At 56.5% G+C, this 24,190-nt stretch carries 21 protein-coding genes; 12 read left to right on the top strand and 9 right to left on the bottom strand.

Going from position 1 to position 24,190, the window contains the following annotated elements:
- Positions 1–345 precede the first annotated feature (345 nt).
- Positions 346–2,388 carry a hypothetical protein gene (locus B7L15_RS02350; protein ID WP_085917442.1) on the top strand — a complete coding sequence of 681 codons (2,043 nt, stop codon included), beginning with the start codon at positions 346–348 and terminating at the stop codon, positions 2,386–2,388.
- On the top strand, positions 2,385–3,143 hold the full coding sequence (locus B7L15_RS02345) for a TlyA family RNA methyltransferase (protein ID WP_085917441.1): 759 nt from the start codon (positions 2,385–2,387) through the stop codon (positions 3,141–3,143). Before B7L15_RS02350 ends, B7L15_RS02345 begins: the two co-directional genes overlap by 4 nt.
- Here the strand turns inward: B7L15_RS02345 and mscK are convergent.
- Positions 3,140–6,472 carry a mechanosensitive channel MscK gene (gene mscK / locus B7L15_RS02340; protein WP_254902832.1) on the bottom strand — a complete coding sequence of 1,111 codons (3,333 nt, stop codon included), beginning with the start codon at positions 6,470–6,472 and terminating at the stop codon, positions 3,140–3,142. The two genes, B7L15_RS02345 and mscK, sit on opposite strands and share 4 nt — an antisense overlap.
- A 152-nt stretch (positions 6,473–6,624) precedes the next feature.
- On the opposite strand from mscK, the gene B7L15_RS02335 reads away from it, so the two are divergent.
- From B7L15_RS02335 to B7L15_RS02320, 4 genes are all read left to right on the top strand, one after another.
- The gene (locus B7L15_RS02335) at positions 6,625–7,662 is read left to right on the top strand and encodes a phospholipase A (RefSeq protein WP_085917439.1); all 1,038 of its coding nucleotides are present in this window, start codon (positions 6,625–6,627) and stop codon (positions 7,660–7,662) included.
- A gap of 71 nt (positions 7,663–7,733) precedes the next feature.
- The gene (locus B7L15_RS02330) at positions 7,734–8,066 is read left to right on the top strand and encodes a DUF883 family protein (RefSeq protein ID WP_085917438.1); all 333 of its coding nucleotides are present in this window, start codon (positions 7,734–7,736) and stop codon (positions 8,064–8,066) included.
- Positions 8,066–8,467, top strand: coding sequence for a phage holin family protein (locus tag B7L15_RS02325; protein WP_085917437.1), 402 nt, complete (start codon positions 8,066–8,068; stop codon positions 8,465–8,467). Before B7L15_RS02330 ends, B7L15_RS02325 begins: the two co-directional genes overlap by 1 nt.
- Positions 8,442–8,762, top strand: a complete 321-nt coding sequence (locus B7L15_RS02320; RefSeq protein WP_085917436.1) for a YqjK family protein — start codon at positions 8,442–8,444, stop codon at positions 8,760–8,762. Before B7L15_RS02325 ends, B7L15_RS02320 begins: the two co-directional genes overlap by 26 nt.
- Before the next feature lie 19 nt (positions 8,763–8,781).
- On the opposite strand, the gene B7L15_RS02315 is transcribed toward B7L15_RS02320, so the two are convergent.
- Entirely contained in the window at positions 8,782–9,966 is a 1,185-nt protein-coding gene (locus B7L15_RS02315) for an NAD(P)/FAD-dependent oxidoreductase (protein ID WP_085917435.1), read from the bottom strand.
- A gap of 177 nt (positions 9,967–10,143) precedes the next feature.
- Between B7L15_RS02315 and B7L15_RS02310 the strand changes: the two genes are divergently transcribed.
- Complete coding sequence (locus tag B7L15_RS02310) at positions 10,144–11,211, top strand: efflux RND transporter periplasmic adaptor subunit (RefSeq protein WP_085917434.1); 1,068 nt, start codon at positions 10,144–10,146, stop codon at positions 11,209–11,211.
- Positions 11,211–14,324 carry an efflux RND transporter permease subunit gene (locus B7L15_RS02305; RefSeq protein WP_085917433.1) on the top strand — a complete coding sequence of 1,038 codons (3,114 nt, stop codon included), beginning with the start codon at positions 11,211–11,213 and terminating at the stop codon, positions 14,322–14,324. Before B7L15_RS02310 ends, B7L15_RS02305 begins: the two co-directional genes overlap by 1 nt.
- Before the next feature lie 118 nt (positions 14,325–14,442).
- Here B7L15_RS02305 and B7L15_RS02300 read toward each other — a convergent pair whose 3' ends face one another.
- Positions 14,443–14,868, bottom strand: coding sequence for a DUF3617 domain-containing protein (locus B7L15_RS02300; protein ID WP_085917432.1), 426 nt, complete (start codon positions 14,866–14,868; stop codon positions 14,443–14,445).
- Between the two features lie 113 nt (positions 14,869–14,981).
- Between B7L15_RS02300 and B7L15_RS02295 the strand changes: the two genes are divergently transcribed.
- Entirely contained in the window at positions 14,982–15,191 is a 210-nt protein-coding gene (locus B7L15_RS02295; RefSeq protein ID WP_066322201.1) for a CPXCG motif-containing cysteine-rich protein, read from the top strand.
- Here B7L15_RS02295 and B7L15_RS02290 read toward each other — a convergent pair.
- From B7L15_RS02290 to B7L15_RS02275, 4 genes are all read right to left on the bottom strand, one after another.
- Entirely contained in the window at positions 15,188–16,024 is an 837-nt protein-coding gene (locus B7L15_RS02290; RefSeq protein ID WP_085917431.1) for an ABC transporter permease subunit, read from the bottom strand. The two genes, B7L15_RS02295 and B7L15_RS02290, sit on opposite strands and share 4 nt — an antisense overlap.
- Positions 16,021–16,932, bottom strand: a complete 912-nt coding sequence (locus B7L15_RS02285) for an ABC transporter permease subunit (RefSeq protein WP_085917430.1) — start codon at positions 16,930–16,932, stop codon at positions 16,021–16,023. Before B7L15_RS02285 ends, B7L15_RS02290 begins: the two co-directional genes overlap by 4 nt.
- A 63-nt stretch (positions 16,933–16,995) precedes the next feature.
- Complete coding sequence (locus B7L15_RS02280) at positions 16,996–18,177, bottom strand: ABC transporter ATP-binding protein (RefSeq protein ID WP_085917429.1); 1,182 nt, start codon at positions 18,175–18,177, stop codon at positions 16,996–16,998.
- 106 nt (positions 18,178–18,283) lie between these two features.
- A complete protein-coding gene (locus B7L15_RS02275; RefSeq protein WP_085917428.1) occupies positions 18,284–19,387 on the bottom strand; it encodes a polyamine ABC transporter substrate-binding protein in 1,104 nt (367 codons plus the stop codon).
- Between the two features lie 318 nt (positions 19,388–19,705).
- Here B7L15_RS02275 and ahpC point away from each other — a divergent pair, with 318 nt between their 5' ends.
- The gene (gene ahpC, locus B7L15_RS02270; protein WP_085917427.1) at positions 19,706–20,269 is read left to right on the top strand and encodes an alkyl hydroperoxide reductase subunit C; all 564 of its coding nucleotides are present in this window, start codon (positions 19,706–19,708) and stop codon (positions 20,267–20,269) included.
- Between the two features lie 135 nt (positions 20,270–20,404).
- The gene (gene ahpF / locus B7L15_RS02265; RefSeq protein WP_085917426.1) at positions 20,405–21,961 is read left to right on the top strand and encodes an alkyl hydroperoxide reductase subunit F; all 1,557 of its coding nucleotides are present in this window, start codon (positions 20,405–20,407) and stop codon (positions 21,959–21,961) included.
- 118 nt (positions 21,962–22,079) lie between these two features.
- Here the strand turns inward: ahpF and B7L15_RS02260 are convergent, their stop codons facing one another.
- Positions 22,080–22,511, bottom strand: coding sequence for a bactofilin family protein (locus tag B7L15_RS02260; protein WP_176243618.1), 432 nt, complete (start codon positions 22,509–22,511; stop codon positions 22,080–22,082).
- Between the two features lie 352 nt (positions 22,512–22,863).
- Between B7L15_RS02260 and B7L15_RS02255 the strand changes: the two genes are divergently transcribed.
- Positions 22,864–23,436, top strand: coding sequence for a bactofilin family protein (locus B7L15_RS02255; protein ID WP_085917424.1), 573 nt, complete (start codon positions 22,864–22,866; stop codon positions 23,434–23,436).
- On the opposite strand, the gene B7L15_RS02250 is transcribed toward B7L15_RS02255, so the two are convergent.
- The gene (locus B7L15_RS02250; RefSeq protein ID WP_085917423.1) at positions 23,433–24,188 is read right to left on the bottom strand and encodes a HesA/MoeB/ThiF family protein; all 756 of its coding nucleotides are present in this window, start codon (positions 24,186–24,188) and stop codon (positions 23,433–23,435) included. The two genes, B7L15_RS02255 and B7L15_RS02250, sit on opposite strands and share 4 nt — an antisense overlap.
- Positions 24,189–24,190 lie beyond the last annotated feature (2 nt).

Genomic DNA, 24,190 nt, shown 5'->3' with positions numbered 1-24,190 from the left:
TTAATTTAGCGGTGAAGCTTAACATATTCCCGTATGCAAGCGTTTGCCGTTCGGACAACCCTTCCATGGCCGAAACCTCCGCTTGTGTGTAGGGTAGTCAAGTCTGTTTGACTTTTTTGTCCTTCATCCAGAAGCAATCACCCATGCAAAGGGCCCAAACAGGAGCAATAGCGATCTTCCTGGCTGGTGCTTCAGTGCCATCACCCAAAGTATCCCGCTTGGTACCCACTGCGGTCTGGTCTACTTTAAGGGTGAGAATGCACATTCGCTTCGCGATCTACTAAAACATCAAGAAGATCTCGACTTCTATGTATAATCCCCGCTCACCCGGGACAAGGAGTCATCGTGACCACCGATCAACAGCCAGCGACGCAAGACGATAAATTTAACGGGCTGCTGACCAATTTTGACGACGCCGTGCACCTGCTGTCGCAAGCGCCTGCGTTATCAAAACCAGCGGAACTACCCCGCGTCTTGGACACAGCACGCGAACTTTTAATGCTGGACGGCGGCGCCCAAGCGCTCGAGCAGCGTGCGCAAGCATTTGAGGCGGCGGGCGTCTTCTTGGGTTCCGACTGGGAAACCCCCCAGTATCTGGTGCCAACCCTGACCACGTTTGCACTTAAAAGCACCGACCCCAACGTGGTGGTCATCGAGACGCTCAGCGAGATTCGTTTACTCGCCGTGGCAAAAGGTGGTTATGCGCACCCATTGGTATCGGAAGAATTTTCGCATCACTACCTGACCCAGGTCATCGCCATCAATCTATGGCTGCTGTTTACCGCGCCAAGCGAAGCTGAGCGTGAACAGCAGGGACGCCTGGCCGTTATTCCACGCCAACTCTTCCAGTATCTGGCGGAACGGATTGGTTACGAACACATCATCGACCAGTTGATTGACGAAATATGGCGCATTCTCAAGCAGCGCCCCATTCAGGTCGATTCCATCAAACAGATGATTACCCAAATCTCCCTGTGCCAGGCAAACCCCGAGATCGACCTGGGGGCCAGCGGCCAGGGGGCCGACAGGCTGGTAAGCTCGCTCTTCGGGCCAACCCAGGCGTGTCGCGAAGACCCAGGCATTGATATCTACCGCGAGCGGCTGGATGGCATGGACCAATCGGCTCTACAGGCTGAAGCAACCGGGTTTGCACGAGCCATGCACGACACCGGGCTGGTATCGCCCTACCACGCGGTCCTGCTGCGTCACTTGCTCGAAGAGGGTGATCATCTGGTGTCTGAAGCCTTCGGGCTCTCGTCAACCGGCCGTGATTGCCTGCTGTGTTACCGCGAGCTGGTTCATGCACTGATTCGCGGCAGCGTATATCCAGCCACGGCCCAGGCCGTCTACGGGCTGGCCCTGATGCTCGAGCGAGGGATTCTTTACCAGCCCCCGGTGGCACCGGCCATGTGGCGCCAGCTCAACCTGCCTCTTTCCGAATGGTCTCAGGCACGCCTGAATATTGCCTATGGCGAGATAGCGTCGCCAAGGGCTCGCCTGCTGGAAGGCGTGCTGTGCATGCTGGGCTTGCCGTTAGGTGTTGGTCAGGGCAATAACCCGACCTGTCAGTCGGCCCGCGCGTTATCAATGTGGGCTTACAATGACCCGGACTACTTGTTGCAGATGGTCACCTGGGCCGCACGGGATGACGAGATCATCATGCACTTCGAAGGCCAGGCCATCTCTTCGATGGCGAGTTTATCGGGCGTGGCTTCGGAGCTACCGATAGACCTTGACCCCGTTTCATTGATTGTGGTGCCGCATCTGGACCGTATCTACGCCGAAATGGGTCGACGTTGCATTAGCCGTGAAGGCGACCCCCACCGCTGGGTGAATCCGGAATTTCACGGCTGGTGGTCAGGCCGCGGCTTTCGTATCAATGTCGATGTGGCTACCGGCAAATTAGTCGACTTGAATGATTTTATTCGTCACTTCTACGCCTGCTACCACCCTTACTACAATGGCAACCAGCCACTGATTCATCCGCAGCCTGCCGGTATTGCCGTCACCGACAGCGCCGCCCGTTTCATTGGCTGGCACGCCATCACCATCCTGCGCGCCTCACTTGATCCTAACGACGTGATGCGTATTTATTTTTACAATCCCAATAACGATAGCGGTCAGGATTGGGGGGATGGTGTAAAAGTCAGCACCGCGGGGCACGGCGAACGCTTCGGCGAAGCCTCGCTGCCGTTTTCGCAATTTGTTTCGCGGCTGTATATTTATCACTTTGACCCGCTTGAACGCGGTGAACTGGCGACAGTCACCGAAGACGAGCTCGATACCGTTAAACGTTACCTGCAGCAAAGCTGGGGGGCCGAACGGCTACCCGCCACAGAGCTGCAAGCCAACGAAGGCCCTTACCACACCCCACCCAACGACACATGATGCGACTTGACCAACTGCTCGTCAGCCAGGGGCTGACGAGCTCGCGCACCCGCGCTCAGCGCCTTATCCGCAATGGCCGTGTCTCGCTTGATGAGACGACGCAGGCACTCACCAAACCCAGCGAAAAGTGGCCCGAAGATACCCGCCTGTACGTTGCCCCGGACCCTGAGGAGCGCTTCGTATCACGTGCCGGCCTCAAGCTGGAGGCCATGCTTGACGCACTTGAGCTCCGACTCGACGGACTGGGTGTCCTCGACGTCGGCCAGTCAACCGGGGGGTTCAGCGACTGTGCCTTGCAAGCCGGCGCGCGCCACGTGATTGGTGTCGAAGTCGGCCATGGCCAGTTAGATGCACGCCTTAGAAACGATCCACGGATCACCTGTCTGGAAGGCATCAATGCCCGCGCCATGCGCGGGGAAAAGACCCTGCAACAGGCGCTCGCCGAGCACCCCGTCGATTTGGCGGTCATGGACGTATCGTTTATTTCGCAAACCTTGATCCTGCCTGAAATAGCCGCCCTGCTGCCGCGCCACGGACGGCTAATTTCTCTGGTGAAACCGCAGTTCGAGCTGACACCGAAAGCACTGGACAAACGCGGCGTGGTCCGCGATGACGCGAATTATCATGACGTTGAGGAACGCTTAAGGAAAGCATGCCAGTCACTGGGGTTCACCGTCCAACATTGGCAAATCAGTCCGATTACCGGCGGCGACGGTAACCGCGAGTTTCTGCTTTACGCGCAAAAAACCGACTAGTCATTGGAAGTTCCCGGAGACGGCTTTAGCGTTTCCACTTTCACCGACTCCCCCGACGCCCGGTGCAGCCAGACATCCATTTGCTCAAAGGCAATGCGTACGCCCGCTTCGCGGAACAGCGCATCCACCCGGCAATTGATCTCATCGGCGGCAAACAGTCGATCCAGCAGATCGTTGACAAAGATACGCAGTTCAAAGTTGAGGCTATGGGGCCCATAGCTCATGCAGAATACCTGCGGCTCGGGATCGGCAAGCACACGGACATTTTCATCCGCCGCTTGGCGCAACAAGCGGTGTACCGTCGCCAGATCTGAGCCATGGACCACGCCGTAGGTCAGCACCACGCGGGTCACGTTGTCGGAGAGCGACCAGTTGATCAATTGATCGGTCACGAAGGTTTTATTGGGAATGATGATCTCTTTGCGATCAAAATCGGTCACGGTCGTCGCACGTATGCGAATACGGCTCACCGTGCCGTGCAGATTACCCAGGGTGATGGTATCGCCAATCCGGATGGGGCGTTCGAACAGGATAATCAGACCGGAGATAAAGTTGGCAAAGATCTCCTGCAGCCCAAACCCCAGGCCCACACTCAAGGCCGCTACCAGCCATTGTAATTTGTCCCATGACACGCCCAGCGTGCCCAAGGCCGACACGATACCGGTCCCGACAATGGTGTACGACAGCAAGGAAGTGATCGCATAGGCACTGCCCTGTTTTAACGTCAGGCGGGAAAGCACCATGACCTCCAGCAGCCCTGGCAGATTGCGCGCCAGAATAAACGTCAGTGCCACCACCAGCAGGGCACCCGACAGGTCGGAAATCGACAGCGCACTATCGACCAATTCGCCATCGGTGTTCTCCCATAGCGATACCTGGTCCAGATAGCTCAGCACTGAGAGCAGGTCTGCCCAGACCAGATACAGCAAGCCACTGAAGGCAACCAGTAAAATCATTTTGGAAAGGCGTAGCGACTGAGTATTGATCTGCTCCATGTCCAGCGGCGGCTCTTCTACGACTTCCAGACCGCCTTCGGCACCCTCCTGAACCTGGGCGCGTCGCCTTGCCAGTGCACGCCGATAAGCCAGGCGCCTTGCCGCCACGGCCAAACTACGCACCCCTGTGGCTTCTACCACCACCCACAAGCCCAGTAGGTAGAGCGTGGCAACAAAGCGACCCACCAGCCTCAGCGCCGTGTATTCATATCCCCATACCACCAGCCCCAGCAAGACGATAGGCACTGCCGACATGGCCAAACCGAGTAGCAGGCGAAACAGGCGAACGCCAAAAATGGGCACATGGGCCAGGATCAACCTGGCCAAGCACACGCTCATTGCCAGCAGCCCCAAGGTTAACAGTCCCATGGCAACCGGCCGCTGGGCGAGCGGCGTCTGAAGATTGTCGGCCAGTGTTGAAATGGCAATCACCGGTACCAGCGCCACCCCTAGCCCCGCCAGTAAACGCCGCAGTTGGGCGTTATAAGCAGGCGACCAGGTAAAGTGTTGCTCGGCCACGCCATCCGCCACCAACAGCCGTCTCCCCCAGGCGACAACAACCCAGCTCAACGCCAACTGCAATAAGGCAGGAGCCAGGTTCGCCGACAGTAGACTCTCGGTAGCGCCCAGTGCCACCCCCACTCCCGCCAGTGCCAACGGCCCTGGCATCGCCAGCAAGGCATTCAGAAAAACGGCTCTGGGCGTATGCAGCTGGGTGTCGCTCTTTAGTCGTCCAATTTGGCCGTGTAGTGTCGCCAGGCGCTTCTTGATCCGGCGGCGTAGAACGGCCAGCAAAAGTCCAGCGGCAAAAAAAGGAACACCGCTCAACATTTCCCAATCCGGTGACGGCCAGCGATTCGGCAAAGCAGCGCGCCACTCGCCTTCCTGCCACTCGATGCGTAGATGTTGAGGTAACTGCCGGAGCCAGTTAACGTCCAGTGGTCGGCTATTGGCCACCCAGAACAACTGCTCGTCAATGGTACTGCGCAACGCTTGGGTAGTGGCCAACAACTGCTGTTGATTAAGCTGTAGCTCGACGGCAGCGCTTAGCAACCGTCCATAGACCTCTTCAAGCTCATCGACCAATTCGCGGCGTGACTGGTAGAGCCTTGACAGCGTATTGATCAGCGCGGGAGTCGGTTCGACATTGGCATCCTTGAGACGTTGCCTGGCCAACTGCTCAGCCTGACGTAGCTGGTCGCGCTGGCGAACCAGATCGAACTGTTTGAGACGCAAGTCGGCAATCTCATCCTGCAAATCGCGACGAGGTTGGACATTAGGCAACGACTGGCGCTGCTCGCGTAGTATCCGTGACAGCAACTGGCTGCCGCGAATCGCCTCTATCTGCTCGTTCAAACTACGCTGTAGTTGGCGCACATGTTCAAGCTGGCGCTGGGCATCGATATTGTCGCGCACCAGGCTGTTATCCCGCTCACCCGCCTGCAATAAAGCCAGACTAAGCGATTGGTTACGCTGCTGAGCCTGCACCACAACAGGGTGTCCAGCCGCAATCAGGGGATCTGTCTGGGCAGCATCGGCAATCGCCTGTTCTGATGCCAGCCGTCGCTCCCTATCTATAACGTTTTGCAGCAAATTAAGCCGCTGCTCCTGTTGATCAATTTTCAGCATCAACAGGTCCCGACGCTGCTGGGCAAGATCACGCAACCGTCCATTGGCGCTCAGCTGGCGCTGATAAAGAGCCACCTCACGATCGGCGACGGCCCGCTCAAGACGCAGTTGAATCATGCGGGCATCATTCAGGGCGGATAGCTGACGATCCCCCAGCAGTGTTTCACGTTCAGTGGCGTCACGGCGCAGCGACTCCATGCGCTCAAGCGTTACGGCCATGGATTGCTGGGCGCGTTCGGGCAACGTTTGAGCCGTCAGAAATTGCGAATTCACTTCCGCAAGCTGGCTCTGAAGCTGCTGGAGCTGGGTCAGCGCCTCTGCCTGCTCGGATTCCAGTGCGGCCAAGGGTAAGTTGCTGAGCTCATCGATCGATGGCATGTCATCGCTATCTTCAGTCTCAGCGAGCTCACGCTCGACGGCAATCAGCGCATCAGGCGCCTGGCTTACCCGCTCCTCCAGCTCCGCGAGCTGCTGTTCGATGGCATCCAGCCGCTCGTAAGCCTCCAATGCGGCGATCAACGCTTGTTGATCCAGCGCCTGCTGAGGGTTTAATGTTTCCTGAGATTCAAGCTGATCAAGCCGTTCCTGGAGAGAGGCTTCGTCGGGCACATCGTCCACCGTCGCCGCTTTCAAGGCAACGCTACAAAATAGTAGCATCAGGACCAACAACCCTTTCATTGCCAAACGGAAGACGAATTTCTCCACAGCGCTATGCCTCGCTAACGCATCAGTATTGAGCTTGGCTATTGTCGGGGGTTGGCAGTCGCGGCGCAATCATAACAGTTGACTTACGTCGTCAGCATGATAGAACAGCTCAAGCACAGGCACGTGCCCCACCCTATCCATGTGAGTTATCGATGGTCATTCGACACCGACGTCTAAAAAGCTTCTTTTTACTTTGCGGCCTGACCGTCTTCAGCGCTTTCTCCCACGCCAATACCCGCGAGGATATTGAGGCGCGTATTAGCGAGCTTAACAATGAGCTCTCCCGGCTTCACCAGCAACTGCAGCAGGCCGAAGCGCTTGAAGAAGAGGGTCAAACGGACACTGGCGATATTCGACCACCTGAAGAAGTCGCGATTGAAGATCTCAACGAGCGGCGTCAGTTGGAACAGGAATCCAGCCGCAACCCCTTTTCGATTACCACGCACCGGACCAACTACCTATTTCCGGTGAGCTATAATGAAAAACAGAATCGCGAAAACTTCAAAAGTGTCTCTTCAGATGCCTCACCGGATAGCACCGAACTGAAGTTCCAGTTCAGTGCCAAGGTCAATCTGGCAGAGAATGTACTATGGGGCGAGTACGGCGACGTCTATTTTGGCTATACCCAACGTAGTTGGTGGCAGGCCTTCAATACAGAAGCCTCTTCGCCGTTTCGTGAGACCAACTACGAGCCAGAAGTGTTTATTGACATTGATGCACCGTGGGGGGCCTTGGGCTGGGTCAACACCCGCAACCGTATCGCAGTCAACCATCAGTCCAACGGCCGTTCGGACCCGTTCTCGCGTAGTTGGAACCGAGTCTATCTCGAGAGCATCTTTCAAAGTGGCGACTGGGCCGTCACCTTTGCGCCCCACTGGCGGGTTCCCGAATCCGAAGGCGACGACGACAACCCGGATATTGACCGCTATATGGGGTACGGCGACATTCGTATCGCCAAACGACTCGATGACAACCATGAGGTCAGTGGCCAACTGCGAGGGAACCCCAGCGCTGGCAATATGGGAACGCAAATCGACTACAGCTGGCCGGCCTTCAATTCTCTACGCGCTCACGTGCAGTACTACTACGGTTACGGCGAAAGCCTGATTGACTACGATCACCGCGTGCATCGCTTGAGCATCGGGTTCAGTTTAAACCCGTTATTCAGCGCCAGCGGCCTGAACCGATAGCCAATTCGCTTGTCAGTGACTATGCGACTGCTATGCTGATAGCTGTTCATTAACCGTCAAAGGAAGACATCATGGCTAAACGTCAAAACGAAAGCACCGCTCAGGCCGATCAACTGAAAGAAGATCTGCGCCATCTGAGCGATACCGTCGAAGAACTGGTCAATGCCACCTCGAAAGACGCCAGCGGCGAAATGCGCGACCTGCGCACCCGCGCCGAACAGCGTCTCAAGGATACCCGTCAGCGCCTGGAAGCGCGTGGTGAGCGTATTTATGAAGACACCCGCGATTCCCTGACACACCAGGCTGATGCCTGCGACCGCTATGTCCACGAAAACCCCTGGACCAGCATCGGAATCGGTGCAGCGGCCGGCGTTATCATCGGTATGCTTATCGGTCGTCGCTAATGGCTTTGGGGCCTACCCAACGCGTTTTTTCAGCCGCTAAACGCTTACTCAACTCGCTGATCGCCAACGGTGAAACGCGCTTGCGTTTAGCGGTAGTAGAGCTGGAAGAAGAACGCTCACGACTGCTTGTGCTGATGTTGTTGGCTGGCGCCAGTCTGCTTTTGCTACTGCTTGGTGTCGCCACGCTGGTGGCACTGGTCGTGGTACTTTTCTGGGATACCTACCGGCTTGCCGCTATTGGCGGAAGCGCTCTGGTATTGATTGTAGCCAGCTTTACATTGGCCGTGATAGCGCTTCGCCAAGCGAAACAGCACACCTTGCTGAAAGAAACGCTGAACCAATTAGCCGCCGACCGCGCCTTGCTGGAGGCAAAAAATGAGTCCGATCAACGCCCCCGCTAAGCCACCAGGTGCCGATACCAAGCCGCTTTCCAGGGCAGAGCGAAAGGCGCACCTGTTAGCCGAGCTGGAGCGGCAGCGTGTGGATATTCTGGTCGACAGTGATCAGTTATTGCGGGCGGCATCCCCCCTCGACTCCAATTGGCAACGCTTTAAAATACCTGCTTATTTCGTCGGCGGTATCATTGCCTTGCGCCTGGCTCGTCATCCCCGAGGGGCGCTGGCAGGTGGCCGTAAAGTCCTGGCGGGCTACATGCTTTTCCGCAAGCTCAAGTTGCTTGCCAAAGCGACCACCTAGCCGACACAGTTTGCCTGGGTCAGCAAGCCTGGCCGCAGGCTACCCCGCTGGCCCAGGCCCACTGAAAGTTATACCCCCCCAGCTCGCCGGTCACATCGAGCACTTCACCGATGAATCGCAATTGGGGCAATCCGCTGACCTCAAAGGTCTTGGATGAAATTGCCTGGGTATCCACCCCTCCCATCGTCACCTCCGCCGTTCGCCACCCTTCCGTTCCGGCAGGTTTCAACTGCCAACGATTTAGCCGCGCCGCCCAACGCTCAAGCTGCGTATTGCTGTATTGCGCCAGCGGTTGCTTGTCGTGGCCTTCTGGATACCAGTCACAAAGCGATTGCGCCACTCGCTTGGGCAAATAATCCATCAACCACGTGGCCAACTGGCGCTTAGGTGTGTGCTCGCGGGCATGGTGCAGCAACGCTTTGGCATCCTGCTGCGGTAATAAATCAATTTCAATCGCCTCGCCGGGTGCCCAGACGCTGGACGCTTGCAACATGCCAGGGCCGGATAACCCGCGATGGGTAAATAGCATGGGCTCGTTAAAACGTTGCGAGCCAGCGCTCACCGTCACCGGCAAGCTGACTCCCGACAGATCGCTGGCCCTGGCTTTCCACTGATCGCTGAGCGTAAAAGGTACAAGACCTGGCGTCGTCGGCCGCACGGCAAGGCCAAACTGACGGGCGAGGTCGTACCCGAAACTACTCGCCCCCATGGTCGGAATCGACAGTCCGCCGCTTGCCACGACCACGACACCCGCATCGATACTACCTATTGAGGTCGTTAGCCGCATGGCACTGCCCTGCTCCTCGACGCGGGTGATCTGAGTACTGAGACGTATGTCAGCGCCCGCCCACTCGCACTCGGTGAGCAGCATGCGGACGATCTCTTTGGCAGAGGTCGCACAGAATAGCTGACCGGGCGTTTTTTCTACGTAGTCAATCCCATGACGCTCTACCAGCTCGACAAAATGCTCGGGCCGATAGCGTTTTAACGCCGAAATACAAAAGTAGGGGTTTGACGAGTAAAAGTGCTGTGGCGTAGTGCCAAGATTGGTAAAGTTGCAGCGCCCCCCGCCTGACATCAGGATTTTTTTGCCGGCTTTTTTCGCATGATCAATCACCAACACACGCTTTCCGGCATAGCCCGCCTGGGCAGCACACATCAGGCCTGCCGCACCAGCCCCAATGATCACGACATCGTAGGTCATTCGTTAGCGCTCCAAGCTTGGCAAAAGGCGGCATTTTAACAGCCTCTCAAGGCTTTTTTATTGTATCATTGAAATAATAAATATAGTTTTTGTATAAAATTAAACAGCTATCGACATTGACAACATAAACCGCTGCCTGGCGTCAGCGCACGCGGTCCACGTATTGCAGAGAGACTTATGCCTTTATTGTGCCGCCGCCTGGCTGTCACGCTACTGCTCATCACTGCCCCCATCGCCAGCCTGGCTCAATCCGAGCCCAGCGTGATTGGTGTTCGCGCCATGCTTGCTCCCTGGTCTGACCCCATTGAAGCATTGGGTACGCTACGCGCCGATGAAAGCGTGACGCTATCGGCCACCGTCACCGATACCATTGCCGACATCAATTTTCAGGACGGCCAGCGTGTGACCAAGGGCGATACGCTCATTCGCCTGCAGGACGCTGAAGAGCAGGCACGTTTAAAGGTCGCACAATCGCTTCGAGACGAGCGGCTTAATGCCCTGGGACGCGCCTCTGAGTTACAGAACCGCAATTTGGCAGCTCGCGCTGACGTAGAAGATAACCAGTCGCGCGTTGACCAGGCCGAGGCTGAAATTGCGGCATTACGTGCACGTCTTGCGGATTATCGACTAACCGCCCCGTTCAGTGGCCGTGTCGGCATACGCAATTTGAGCCCTGGTGCATTGGTGACACCGGGTATGGAGCTGGTCACGCTTGACAAACTGGACGTCATGAAGCTGGATTTCAGTGTCCCTGAAACCTACCTCAGCCGACTTGCGCCTGGGTTATCGCTCAGCGCCACCACCGCCGCCTATCCAGACGAGGTTTTCAACGGTGAAATTGCCAGCCTGGGGACGCGCGTCGACCCGGTAACACGCAGCATTGGCATTCGCGCGGAAATCGACAATCCGGATGAACGGCTACGTCCAGGCATGCTAATGGAAATCGTAGTTCGCCAGCAGCCCCGACAAAGCGTGGTCGTCCCCGAAGCAGCTGTCCAACCCAATGGTAATCGCCACTTTGTGATGCTGATCGACGATCACGAGAGCACTCCTCGGCTTCGCCAGCAGAGCGTCGAATTGGGCGAGCGTCGGGCAGGCGAAGTGGAAATTAACGAAGGGCTAGCGGCCAATGACATCGTCGTGGTGCATGGCCTGCAGCGAGCCAGGGATGGTCAAGCGGTGAGGCTGATAGGCCTGATTGACGAGGATACCAGTGTACGCGAGTTACTTGAGGCTGATCGCTAATGCGCTTATCGGACATATCGGTTCAACGCCCTGTCCTGGCGGTGGTGATGGCGGCATTGATCATTGCCTTTGGCCTCCTGGCACTTGATCGCTTGCCGCTTCAGGAATACCCCACCGTGGATCCTCCGATCGTGAGTATTGATACCCGCTACCCCGGGGCCTCGGCAAGCGTCGTTGAAACACGCATTACCCAGGTGCTTGAAGACCGCATCGCCGGGGTGGAAGGAATCAAACTGATCACCTCCGAAAGTGAGGACGGCCGCTCACGTATTGATATCGAATTTGCCCTGACCATGGATATCAACGCGGCAGCCAACGACGTGCGCGACCGGATAGGCGGCGCGTTGCGCAACCTGCCCGACGATGCCGAGAACCCCGAGGTAAGCAAAGCCGATAGCAGCGAGGAAGTCGTGGTATGGCTAAGCCTTTCGGGAGATGGCTACTCGATCACCGAGCTTACCGACTATGCCAACCGCTTTCTGGTGGATAGCCTTTCTGTACAACCGGGAGTGGCCAGGGTGCGCGTGGGCGGTGGCCGTGACTATGCCATGCGCATCTGGATTGACCGCAAGGCCATGGCGGCACGGAACTTAACCGTCAGCGATATTGAAGATTCATTACGGGCCGAAAACGTTGAGCTCCCCGCCGGTGCCATTGAATCCGAGGATCGCCAATTCATCGTTCGCTTACCGCGCACCTTTGAAACCGCCGATGACTTTCAGGCACTCCCGCTTGTCGAAGGCGACGATGGCTACCTGGTCCGCCTTGGAGACGTCGCCGACGTCGAGGTCGGCTCCGTGGAGGACCGCACGGTCTTCCGCGCCAACGGCGTTCCCATGGTCGGGCTTGGCATGATCATGCAGTCGACCGCCAACGTCGTTGAACTTTCAGACGCGGTGCGCCAAGAGCTTGAGCAGCTGCAATCGACGCTTCCCGATGGCATGTCACTCAGTTTGAACTACGACGCGTCGGTGTTCGTCTCGGGGGCCATCAAGCAGGTCGTGTTGACGTTATTGATCTCGATGGTATTGGTTATTGTGGTCATGTTCCTGTTTTTGGGCAACCTGCGTACCACGCTGGTCCCGGCGGTTACGGTGCCGATCGCCATCATTGGTGCCTTTACTGCGCTGGCGGTCATGAACTTTACCATTAACCTGCTGACCCTGCTGGCACTGGTGCTGGCGATCGGGTTGATTGTCGATGACGCCATTGTCGTCCTGGAAAACATCAATCGGCGCATGCATGACGAAGGCGAAACACCGCTGGTGGCCGCGTTTCGTGGCACCCGCCAGATCGCCTTTGCGGTCATTGCCACCACACTGGTGTTGATCGCCGTCTTTGTGCCGCTCAGCATGCTGCAGGGCGATATTGGGCGGTTATTTTCCGAGTTTGCCCTCACCATGGCCGCAGCGGTCGCCATCTCCACGTTGCTGGCACTAACATTGACACCGATGATGGCGTCTAAAATACTCTCGCCGCGCATGCACGACAGCCGCCTTTCCCAACGCGTGCAACGCATCATGCGCAGCGCCCAGCGCCGCTATCAATCGTTACTCGACGTGTTACTTGCGCGGCGCAGTTGGGTAATCGCCGTCTTTGGGCTACTGGTTGCGCTGACCGCCTGGTTAAGTCAACTATTGCCCAACGAGTACACCCCCCAGGAAGATCGGGGTAACTTCATCGTGCTGGTCAACGGGCCCGAAGGCGCCACCTTTGACTACATGATGGATTACATGGATGAGATAGAAGCCCGCTTGACGCCAATGGTTGACAGCGGTGAGCTGGAACGGATTGTCGTTCGCGCGCCTCGCGGCTACGGCAATATTGAAAACTTCAACAGCGGTTTCATCATCGTCAATATGGCCGACTGGGGCAGTCGCCGTAGCGCTTGGGCAATCATGGACGATGTTCGCACCGAGCTGAACACCTTACCCGGCGTCCAGGCATTTCCGGTCATGCGTCAAGGCTTCGGCCAGCGTACGCAAAAGCCCGTACAGTTTGTACTCGGCGGGGGCACCTACGAAGAACTGGCCGAGTGGCGCGACCGACTGATTGATCATATCCGCGACGATAACCCACGCATTCGCGCCATCGAAAGCAACTACGATGAGACGCAACCGCAACTCAACGTGGAGATAGACGAGCAGCGAGCCGCCGCTCTGGGGGTCACGGTCAGCGAGATCGGTCGCACGCTGGAAGTGCTGCTGGGTGGGCGCAACGTCACCCGCTATGTCGATAACGGTGAAGAATACGATGTCATCGTTGAAGGCGATCGCGCCAGCCAGAACAGCCCCCGCTCGCTGGATAACATTCAGGTCCGTTCACGGCGCTCGGGCGAGCTTATTCCCCTGGCGAGTCTTGTGACCTTAAGCGACGCGGCAGGGGCCAGTACGCTTAACCGTTTCGATCGCGTGCGCTCGATCACCATCGAAGCCAACCTGGCGGATGGCTACCCATTGGGAGAAGCCCTTACCTACCTTGAACAAAGCGCGGATACGCTGCTGCCTGAAGAAGCGCAGACCAACGTCGCCGGAGCATCCAGGGATTTCCAGGACGCCAGCGGCGCGACCACTTTCCTTCTGGTGCTGGGCGCACTGGTGGTATTTCTGGTATTGGCCGCTCAGTTTGAAAGCTTCATTCACCCCCTGGTCATCATGCTCACGGTACCGCTTGCCATGAGCGGCGCCTTGTTGGCGCTGTGGTTAACCGGCCAATCGCTGAATATTTATAGCCAGGTGGGGCTGGTACTGCTGATCGGACTCGCCGCTAAAAACGGCATACTGATCGTCGAGTTCGCCAATCAGTTGCGCGATGAAGGCAAGGCTTTCCGTGACGCCCTCATCGAAGCCTCGGTCACCCGCCTGCGGCCCATTTTAATGACCGCCATCACCACCATGGCAGGAGCGGTTCCCCTGATCGTATCCAGCGGCCCGGGCTCCGAGTCGCGCTATGTGATCGGTATTGTCATCATGGCTGGAGTGGGAGCTGCCACGCTGTTCACGCTGTTTGTGGTGCCGGTCGCCTACGATTTACTGTCTCGACACAGTGGCTCGCCTGGGGCGGTCAAACGTCGACTGGAGCATGAAATCGCTCAATCGACATCGGAACGTTAGCCAAGGCGTGCCCCTGTATTTCGGTTGGCAATAAGCGTTTCCAATACCCCTTTTCCAATAAACAAAGAGGGCGCGCCTCAGCGGCACGCCCTCTTTGGCATGTCGCGTCAGACTAAGCTCAACAATCGCCTAAGCGCTGACCTTCTATCTGGGTTTGCATGTTCAGCTCGCCCATGGGCGATTGCGTCATGATATCGACAGACCCTTCGATGCGCTCCCCCATGAACTGCATATCACCATCGATATTGGCTTCGCCGCCGTCAGCCCGGCATACCATGCTGTAGGAAAGGCCGTCAGCACTGGTGTCCTGATTGAGCAACTCGCAGCCTTCCTCTTCTTCAATAAAGCCCAAATCGGCATCGTCCAGATCTTCCTGGGTGATGCACTGCTGTTCGGTATCGGTCTGGTCAGGAATCGGCATGTCGCCGGTCACGGTGGTGGTGCTGACAAATTCCCACGACCCGGGCGTTATGTTGGGTGTTTCCGCCCATGCGGCTACCGGCAAGGCCACCAAGGCCGCTATGGCCAACTGTCGTAACTTCATCGCTGCTCTCCATTGCGTTATAAAACGGCGTTTAGCCTAACTGATTGCATACGGCAATGCCTCTCGATGACACGGCTGCTACACTTAAGTGTCAATTGCAAAAGGATCGCACCATGCAAGAAGATACCTTAGTAGAGTATGACGCCTACTGCCCCTACTGCGATACCTTGTTAACACTATTGATTGATCCTTCACAGGGCAGTCATGTTACCTGGGAGGATTGCCACCAGTGCTGCGCGCCCATCCAGTTGGCTATCGAGGTATCGCTGGTCACCGGCGAACTGGAAAGCGTCAGTCTGGGCAGCGATGACGATGTGCTCTAACCTGATGCTTTCAACACCTGTTGTCGCTTGGCCTCGTTGCGACGCATGATATACCACGCCAGCAGCGTTGCCAGGGATACCGCTAAAATGATCAGCGTTGCCAGCGCATTAATTTTTGGCGATACGCCCATTCGCACCGATGAAAACACCACCATTGGCAGCGTATTGGCCCCAGGCCCCGATACAAAGCTGGCAATCACCAGATCATCCAGCGACAGCGTAAAGGCCAACAGCCAACCTGCTACCAACGCTGGTGCAATTACCGGCAGCGTTACGCAGAAAAAGGTTTTCATCGGCGGCGATCCCAGGTCCATCGCGGCCTCCTCGATAGACCGATCAATCTCACGCAGGCGAGCTGCCACCACCACGGCTACGTAAGCACTGCAGAAGGTGGTATGCGCAATCCAGATGGTCGCCATCCCCCGGTCGGCAGGCCACCCCGTGATCTGGGCCATTTGCACGAACAGCAGTAATAGCGACAGCCCGGTGATCACTTCAGGCATTACCAAGGGGGCCGTTATCATGGTCGAAAGCGCCGTTTTGCCGCGAAATTGCCCATAACGAGTCATCACAAACGCCGCGATGGTCCCCAGGCATACCGCCATGCTGGCGGAGAAAAAGGCAATGCGCAGGCTCATCCATATGGCTGAAAGGATTTGCTCATCGCGAAACAGCTCCCCATACCATTGGGTAGAAAACCCCGCCCATACCGTCACCAGTTGGGAGGCGTTGAACGAGTACACCACCAGCACCAGCATCGGCACATACAGAAAGAGCAGCCCCAGGACCAGCATGACGCTGCTGAAACGGAGACGTGGCTTGGCAAGGCTCATTCGTTCAACTCCCGAGACTGATGACGGTGGAACCAGACAATGGGGATCAACAGCAGCAGCAACATGACCATGGCAAGCGCCGAGGCCACGGGCCAATCGCGATTGTTGAAGAACTCCTGCCACAGTATCTTGCCGATCATCAAGGTATCCGGCCCGCCCAGCAGTTCAGGGATCACAAACTCGCCCACGGCAGGAATGAACACCAGCATGGAGCCAGCAATAATGCCGCCCATCGACAGGGGCAACGTGATCTTGATGAAGGTATTCAACTTGCGCGACCCCAGGTCTGATGCTGCCTCGAGCAATGCATTATCCAGCCGGGTCAAGTGAGCATAGAGCGGTAGCACCATGAATGGCAGGTAGGCATAGACAATCCCGATAATCACCGCAAACTGGGTATTCATCATACGCAAGGGGGAGTCGATCAGCCCCATGCCTATCAGCAGGTTATTCAGTAAGCCGCTGTTGCTGAGGATGCCCATCCAGGCGTAGATCCGGATCAGAAACGATGTCCAGGATGGCAGCATCACCAGCAGCAATAAAATCATCTGCCAACGGGCACTCGCTCGCGCCATGGCATAGGCCATGGGGTAACCGATCAACAGGCAGGCCAGGGTCGAGATGAAGGCGGTTTTCAGCGACCCCCAATACGCCGCCACATACAGCGAATCCGATGCCAGAAAAAGATAATTTCCCAGGTTGAGCGCAATATTCAGGGTTTGGTCGACCACCTCAACCAGGGGCCCGTACGGCGGCACCGCGATGGCGGCCTCAGAGAAACTGATTTTCAGCACCAACGCAAAGGGCAGCAGAAAGAATAGCGTCAGCCACAGAAGGGGCAACGCAATCACAGCACGCCGTCCCAGTTGCAGGCGCTTCAGCATGGCGGAAAATCGAGCAGGCATCATTTAGGCGATCTCCTGAGCGCCCACCGCAAAAGGCGCTTTTCATAGACGAGTAAGGTGCCCATGCTAACGGTTCAGGACCATGGCGCTATGATCTTCCCAGTACACGTACACTTGATCTTCCCAGGTAGGTCGGTCGCCACGACGCTCGGTATTGGCCATACTGACCTTGATGAGCTGACCACTGGGAGTGCGCACGTAATAAAGCGAAAAGCCGCCCAAATAGGCGATATCTTCCACCTTGCCTTCGCTCCAGTTATGGGGGGCGGATGGGCACTCGCGGGTCAGCCAGATCTTCTCAGGCCTAAGCGCGGCCCACACCCGCCGGTCCACGGCCTGGGTGGTGATCCCATGGTCGATATAAATCGGCCGCTCAAGCACTGGTGACACAATTTTGCAGTGGTCCGCAGCGTCCTCGACGATTTCCCCCTCGAACAAGTTTACGGTGCCTACAAATTCGGCCACCATGCGGCTGACCGGGCTTTCATAGACATCGATCGGTGAGCCCACCTGCTCGATCCAGCCGTCGGCCATGATCGCCACCCGGTCGGCCATGGTCATGGCTTCTTCCTGATCGTGAGTGACCATGATGCACGTCACCCCGACTTGCTCAATGATCTCGACCACTTCCAGCTGCATTTCGGTACGCAGCTTCTTGTCCAGCGCCCCCATCGGCTCATCAAGCAGCAGCAGCTTGGGGCGTTTGGCCAGCGAGCGCGCAAGCGCCACACGCTGGCGCTGGCCACCGGAAAGCTGGTGTGGCTTACGCTTGGCAAAACGCTCCATGTGCACCAGCTTGAGCATGTGCGCGACCCGCGCCTCAATATCTGCCTTTGGCAGTTTGTCCTGCTTTAGCCCGAATGCGATGTTCTGGGCCACGGTCAAGTGCGGAAACAGCGCATAGGATTGAAACATCATGTTGATGGGCCGCTTGTGCGGCGGCACGGCGGTAATATCGTCGCCGCCCAGCAAGATACGTCCCTCGGTGGGTGTTTCAAACCCCGCCAACATGCGTAGCAACGTCGACTTGCCAGAGCCGGACCCCCCCAGCAGGGCAAAAATCTCACCGCGCTTTACCTGCAGGTTGACGTCATCTACCGCCAGGGCATCATCAAAGCGTTTGCTTAACCGCCTCACCTCCAACACGATGTCATCCGCAAACCGAGGGGCTTTGCCCAGGGCACGCATAGCAGCCGCATTGGCAGGAAGATTGGATGACGCGTCGTTCGATAGCGGCGTGGTCACCATTCGCCACTCCCATGAAAAGGCCCGCAGACAACGGGCAATCAAAAAACGAACAGCGAGCCCAGGCCAATCGTGTAGATGCCTGGGCTCGCCGTCGGATGAACGTATCTTAACGGCCGGATTTTACGCGGTTCCAGATGCGAGTGCGAGCGCGCTGGATGTCCTGAGGCTTTTCAACCTGCACGTAGAGGTTATCCATCACGTCGGTATCAGGGTAGATGGCGGGATCGTTGAGAATCTCATCAGAAAGGTATTCATCCGCCGCAGCGTTAGGGTTGGCATACCGCACGTACTCGGTTATTTCGGCGGCGATTTGCGGGTCGAGAATAAAGTTGATAAAGGCATGGGCGTTATCAGGATTGGGCGCATCGGCGGGAATCGCCATCATGTCAAACCAGAGTGCCGCGCCTTCTTTGGGAATGCTGTAGGCAATTTCAAAGTCACGCCCAGCTTCTTCTGCCCGGTCGGCCGCCTGGAAAATATCACCTGAGTAACCGGCCGCGACACAAATATCACCGTTGGCCAGATCCGACACATAGCGAGACGAGTGGAAGTAGGTTATGTCATCACGTACTTTAGAAAGTAACTCACCTGCCGCCTCAAGGTCTTCACGGCTTTCATTTGTGGGGTCCAAGCCCAGATATACCATCGCGGGCGAGAGCATTTCATCGCCGGAATCCAGCATTGACAGCCCGCAACCTGCCTCGCTGAGTTGTCCGGTAATCTCAGGGTCAAAAAGCAAGGCCCAGCTGTCGACCGGGGCATCCTCACCCAGGATTTCTTTGACGCGATCAACATTATAGCCGATCCCGTTGGTACCCCACATATAAGGCACCGAGTACTCACTGCCTGGATCAACCGCTTCCAGGTTCTCCATCAATGCCGGGTTCAAGTGCTTTAAATTGGGAATCTTGTCGTGATCCAGCGGTTGATAAACATCGGCTTTCATCTGCCGCGTGAGGTAGTAGGTAGACGGTACCACCACATCGTAGCCGGACCGGCCCGAAAGCAATGCCGCATCCAGTATTTCGTTGCTGTCAAACACGTCGTACGTGACGTCAATGCCCGTGCGTTCCGTGAATTTTTCCAATGTATCGGGTGCAATATAGTCGGACCAATTGTAAACCCGGACTTCATCGGCATTAACGGTGGTTGCCGCTGCGGCAAGTGAAATGGCCGCAACGGCCCTGGAAAGTTTGTGGATGTTCCCCATTAACCTGCTCCTTAGTGAAACTAACGATAAACTCAAGTAAGGTTCTTGACCTTACCCGTTCGCCACTGCGCGACTGACCGTGCGAATTTTGCGACGCGGAGCCCGCTATCGCAAGACGATTGAGAAAAGTATTCTTTCCGCAGGTAGTCGGCCCACCTCCAGCGTAGCGCAACACATCACCTTGATGAATGGTGGTACCTTCAATAGTTTTTTTCTATCCAACCGATGTTTTTTCCCAATTTTATTAGACATGACTTAATCCTTAGTCTAATAAGCAAGTTATTTTACTGTCATTCGCTGCCAATGGAGATGTTCTGAATGTCTTTGATCAATTCTGAAGTTAAACCTTTCAACGCAACCGCTTACTTGAACGGAGAGTTCGTTGACGTTTCTGATGCCGATCTACAAGGCCAGTGGAGCATCTTCTTTTTCTACCCAGCTGACTTTACCTTTGTCTGCCCCACTGAGCTTGGCGACCTGGCAGACAACTATGAAGAGTTTAAAAAGCTGGGTGTCGAAATTTACAGCGTCTCAACTGATACGCACTTTACTCACAAAGCCTGGCACGATAGTTCAGAGACGATCGGCAAACTGCAATTCCCAATGATTGCCGACCCGACGCTGCGCATTTCACGCAACTTTGACGTTTTGATTGAAGACGCGGGTCTCGCCGAGCGCGGCACCTTCGTTGTCGACCCCGACGGCAAGATTCAAATCGTTGAAATCAATGCCGGCAACATTGGCCGCAACGCCGAAGAACTTCTGCGCAAGGTGAAAGCGGCTCAATACGTTCGCGCTAATCCGAACGAAGTCTGCCCTGCCAAGTGGAAAGAAGGCGAAGAGACCCTCGCACCATCGCTGGATCTGGTCGGCAAGATCTAATCCAATTAACGGCACCGCAACGCGCTAGTTTTCAACAGGCACCCGGGCATCACCCGGGTGCCGTTGTCTGATCCCCCTGAAACGACGACCCAGTTGCCGTCACACACCTTTGCCAGCCAAGAGGTTGTTTCGATCATGCTCGACGCCAATTTAAAAGATCAGCTAAAAGCGTATTTGGAGAAAGTGACGCATCCACTTGAGCTTGTCGCCTCGCTGGATGACGAAGATAAATCAAAGGAATTGCTCAGCCTGCTACAAGAGATTAGCGGCTTGAGCGACAAGATCACCCTGTCAACGGAAGGCGACAATCCGCGCACACCGTCTTTTGCCATTACCCGGCCCGGCGAAGACACTGGCGTCGTGTTTGCTGGCATTCCTATGGGCCACGAGTTCACCTCTCTCGTGCTGGCTTTACTGCAGGTTGGTGGTCACCCGCCCAAGACCAGTGAGGATGTACTCGACCAGATCCGTGCGCTTGATCAGGAACTGGTATTTGAAACCTACTATTCCCTGTCTTGCCAGAACTGCCCCGATGTTGTTCAGGCACTCAACCTGATGGCGATTTTCAACCCCAACATTCGCCACGTTGCCATCGACGGCGCGCTGTTCCAGGACGAGGTGGAAAACCGTGAGATCATGTCGGTGCCCAGCATCTACCTCAATGGCAAACCCTTTGATCAAGGCCGCATGACCCTTGATCAAATTCTTGCCAAGGTGGATACCGGTGCCATCGAGCGCGAGGCCAAAAAGCTCAGCGAAAAAGCCGCCTTTGACACCCTGGTGATTGGCGGTGGTCCCGCCGGCGCCGCCGCGGCCATTTATTCGGCACGCAAAGGCATCAATACCGGCATTGCTGCCGAACGGTTCGGCGGTCAGGTGGCCGACACCATGGGCATCGAGAACTTTATCTCGGTATCGCATACCGAAGGACCCAAGCTGGTCAGCGCGCTTGAAGAACACGTCAAGGACTATGAAGTGGACGTGATGAACCTGCAGCGCGCCAACTCGCTCAAAGCTGCCGATACCGAAGGCGGCCTTCACGAAGTGATACTGGCGTCCGGTGCCACGCTTAAAAGCAAGACCCTGGTACTGGCCACTGGCGCGCGCTGGCGTGAAATGAACGTGCCCGGTGAACAGACCTACCGTAACAAAGGCGTGGCGTACTGCCCTCACTGCGATGGTCCGCTTTTCAAGGGCAAGCATGTCGCCGTGATCGGCGGCGGCAACTCTGGCGTAGAGGCCGCGATTGACCTGGCAGGCATTGTCGGGCACGTGACGCTGATCGAGTTCATGGGCGAAATGCGCGCCGACGCTGTCCTGCAGAAAAAGCTCAAGAGCCTGCCCAACGTGGATATTATCCTCAACGCCCAGACCACCGAAGTGATCGGCGATGGCAGCCGCGTGAATGGCTTGACCTACAAGGACCGCACCAACGACGAAATCAAGCACGTCGCGCTGGAAGGTATTTTTGTGCAGATTGGCCTGGTACCCAACACCGAATGGCTGAAAGACTCGCCCATCGAGATGAGCCCGCGCGGCGAAATCATTGTCGATGCACATGGCATGACATCAGTACCGGGCATTTTTGCCGCCGGGGACGTCACCACCGTACCTTACAAACAGATCGTCATTGCCATGGGCGAAGGCGCCAAGGCATCACTGGGCGCCTTTGACTACCTGATCCGTCTCTAGTGCCGACCCCAAAGTCCCCTGACCGATCCACGGGTAGTTGCTAACTACGTTTGGATAGGTTCCCTTTGACGTTGATCACACTGACGTCGCGCCCGCTACCAAGCGGGCTTTTTTATGGTCATCTACCCGTGGGCTGACAGGCTGCGACGGTACCTGTGACCTTGGCACCTGAATGGCATTCAAAGCGGTTCGTTGACATCGCACCACGCACGTTGGCACTCGGCATCAGTGTCAATCGATCACTGGCATGGACATCACCGTCAAGGTAGCCGTCTATACACACATGCCCTCCCTCCAGGTCAGCGCTGACCACGCTACTGGCGCTCAACTGGATCAGTTGATGCCTGGCAATCACAGCCCCCACAACGCGCCCTTTAATCGACACGCCTTCATTGGCAATGATGTTGCCTGCTATCTGCGTCGCGGCGCCCAGATAGCTTCCCTCTCTGCGTGGGGGCTCAAGCGATACACAACCGTCGCGAAGGGGCGACTCGTCAGGCGCCGTGAGCACACCGGACAAAGCTGGCAGGCTCTGTACATTATCAACCATTGCTGCATCATCGGTTCGGGCGCTTACGCTTGAAGCGTTATGGCTGCTCGCTGCCCGTTTTTTCAGTTTTCTACGCCTGCCATCTAAAATAATCAACGTCATAACCGTAACGCCAAGCAAAATCAGCCATGTTTCAGTACCCATGAGATGCGATGCCCCTGCTCTTCATTCAGCGTCAATGTTATAGACCCAAGCTGATAAGCTAACGTCAAGAATACAAGGCGAGTTGCGCGGTATCTTTGCGCTTTGACTTAACAATGTTCAGCGTAAATTAATATTATCGCATGAACCGATGCCATCATTTTGCTATTGACGCCTTGGCACCCCCTATCAACCCCAACAGGTATATCGCATGTTCAGTAAAACCAAACCGCCTACCGCGCCACACAGCACGACTGACGCTCAACAGGAAATACCTCAAACCGAGGAGACCATCAGTCTCCCCAAGGCGTCACGGCAAAGCACCTCGGTCATTGGCAGCAATACGCAGGTTCATGGGGATATCAACAGCGACGAAGACATTACCATCGAAGGCCAGATCACTGGCGTCGTGACCTGCAAACAACACACGGTGACACTGGGCAAAAATGGCAGCCTCAGTGGCGATGTCTACGCGCATACCTTGCGTGTTTCGGGTAGCGTGGACGGCAACCTGGTTGCCCTGCATAAGATAACGGTTCATGACGGGGCGCACGTGACCGGCACCCTCACCACTCCCTGCCTCGTTCTGGAGGACGGCAGCGTCTTTCATGGCAGCATCGACATGAATCCGGATAACGACATTTTCAACAGTGTCTTTTCATCGCAACCGCCGAAGGACTTCAACAGCAAGGGGAAAAACGAATCGTCAAAGCCACAGGGTCCGCAGAAAGCCAGCTTCCCGGCTGACGACGCCGCCAATAGCAAAGAAACCGATACCCCTTAATGGGCAGGCGCGCACACCGGGCAGGCAGGATCCCTGGGGACATTAAAGTGCCGCCAGTGTCCGCTTAACGCCTCGAAAAGCGACAGTCCCTGGTGGGCTTTGCCTGCACCACTAAGCAGCTTGAACGCCTCAACGGCCTGAAAACAGCCAATCACGCCGACCAAGGGAGCCATCACGCCGCTTTCTGCACAGCTCAACGCATCGTCGCCCTGCCCATCGGGTGGGTACAAACAGGCGTAACAGGGCGCCTCGGGCAGACGCGGGTCAAATACCGCCAATTGACCTGAAAAACGAATCGCGGCCCCGGATACCAGCGGCACCCTGGCTTTTTGCGAAGCGGCATTGATAGCGTAACGGCTGGAAAAGCGATCCGTGCAATCAAGCACCACATCGGCGGCGGCAACCAATCGCTCGAGCAGCTCACCCTGGGCGTGCTCCTCAACCGTAATGACACGGCACTCGGGGTTGAGCGCCTGCACACTGGCCTTGGCTGAATCCGCCTTGTTGTGACCGATACTCGCCTGCTGGTGAGCAATTTGACGCTGCAAATTGGAAAGCTCAACGCTGTCCGCATCGACCAGCGTGATATGCCCGACCCCCGCCGCCGCCAGGTACAGCGCCGCCGGCGACCCTAACCCACCGGCACCGACAATCAGCGCATGGCTATCGATCAGCCGCTCCTGACCCTCGATATCAACCTCTGGCAGCATTATCTGGCGGCTATAGCGCAGCAGCGCGTGATCATCCATCATGG

This window comes from Halomonas sp. CSM-2 (assembly GCF_002119345.1).
Lineage (GTDB): Bacteria > Pseudomonadota > Gammaproteobacteria > Pseudomonadales > Halomonadaceae > Vreelandella > Vreelandella janggokensis.
The sequence above is the reverse complement of the archived record's forward strand: the minus strand, read 5'-3'. Positions and strand labels throughout refer to the sequence as shown.

Coding starts and splice junctions, on each gene's coding strand:
- B7L15_RS02345 (WP_085917441.1), top strand. CDS start 2,385: ATGATGCGACTTGACCAACTGCTCGTCAGCCAGGGGCTGACGAGCTCG.
- B7L15_RS02335 (WP_085917439.1), top strand. CDS start 6,625: ATGGTCATTCGACACCGACGTCTAAAAAGCTTCTTTTTACTTTGCGGC.
- B7L15_RS02330 (WP_085917438.1), top strand. CDS start 7,734: ATGGCTAAACGTCAAAACGAAAGCACCGCTCAGGCCGATCAACTGAAA.
- B7L15_RS02325 (WP_085917437.1), top strand. CDS start 8,066: ATGGCTTTGGGGCCTACCCAACGCGTTTTTTCAGCCGCTAAACGCTTA.
- B7L15_RS02320 (WP_085917436.1), top strand. CDS start 8,442: ATGAGTCCGATCAACGCCCCCGCTAAGCCACCAGGTGCCGATACCAAG.
- B7L15_RS02315 (WP_085917435.1), bottom strand. CDS start 9,966: ATGACCTACGATGTCGTGATCATTGGGGCTGGTGCGGCAGGCCTGATG.
- B7L15_RS02310 (WP_085917434.1), top strand. CDS start 10,144: ATGCCTTTATTGTGCCGCCGCCTGGCTGTCACGCTACTGCTCATCACT.
- B7L15_RS02305 (WP_085917433.1), top strand. CDS start 11,211: ATGCGCTTATCGGACATATCGGTTCAACGCCCTGTCCTGGCGGTGGTG.
- B7L15_RS02300 (WP_085917432.1), bottom strand. CDS start 14,868: ATGAAGTTACGACAGTTGGCCATAGCGGCCTTGGTGGCCTTGCCGGTA.
- B7L15_RS02295 (WP_066322201.1), top strand. CDS start 14,982: ATGCAAGAAGATACCTTAGTAGAGTATGACGCCTACTGCCCCTACTGC.
- B7L15_RS02290 (WP_085917431.1), bottom strand. CDS start 16,024: ATGAGCCTTGCCAAGCCACGTCTCCGTTTCAGCAGCGTCATGCTGGTC.
- B7L15_RS02285 (WP_085917430.1), bottom strand. CDS start 16,932: ATGATGCCTGCTCGATTTTCCGCCATGCTGAAGCGCCTGCAACTGGGA.
- B7L15_RS02280 (WP_085917429.1), bottom strand. CDS start 18,177: ATGGTGACCACGCCGCTATCGAACGACGCGTCATCCAATCTTCCTGCC.
- B7L15_RS02275 (WP_085917428.1), bottom strand. CDS start 19,387: ATGGGGAACATCCACAAACTTTCCAGGGCCGTTGCGGCCATTTCACTT.
- ahpC (WP_085917427.1), top strand. CDS start 19,706: ATGTCTTTGATCAATTCTGAAGTTAAACCTTTCAACGCAACCGCTTAC.
- ahpF (WP_085917426.1), top strand. CDS start 20,405: ATGCTCGACGCCAATTTAAAAGATCAGCTAAAAGCGTATTTGGAGAAA.
- B7L15_RS02260 (WP_176243618.1), bottom strand. CDS start 22,511: ATGGTTGATAATGTACAGAGCCTGCCAGCTTTGTCCGGTGTGCTCACG.
- B7L15_RS02255 (WP_085917424.1), top strand. CDS start 22,864: ATGTTCAGTAAAACCAAACCGCCTACCGCGCCACACAGCACGACTGAC.
- B7L15_RS02250 (WP_085917423.1), bottom strand. CDS start 24,188: ATGATGGATGATCACGCGCTGCTGCGCTATAGCCGCCAGATAATGCTG.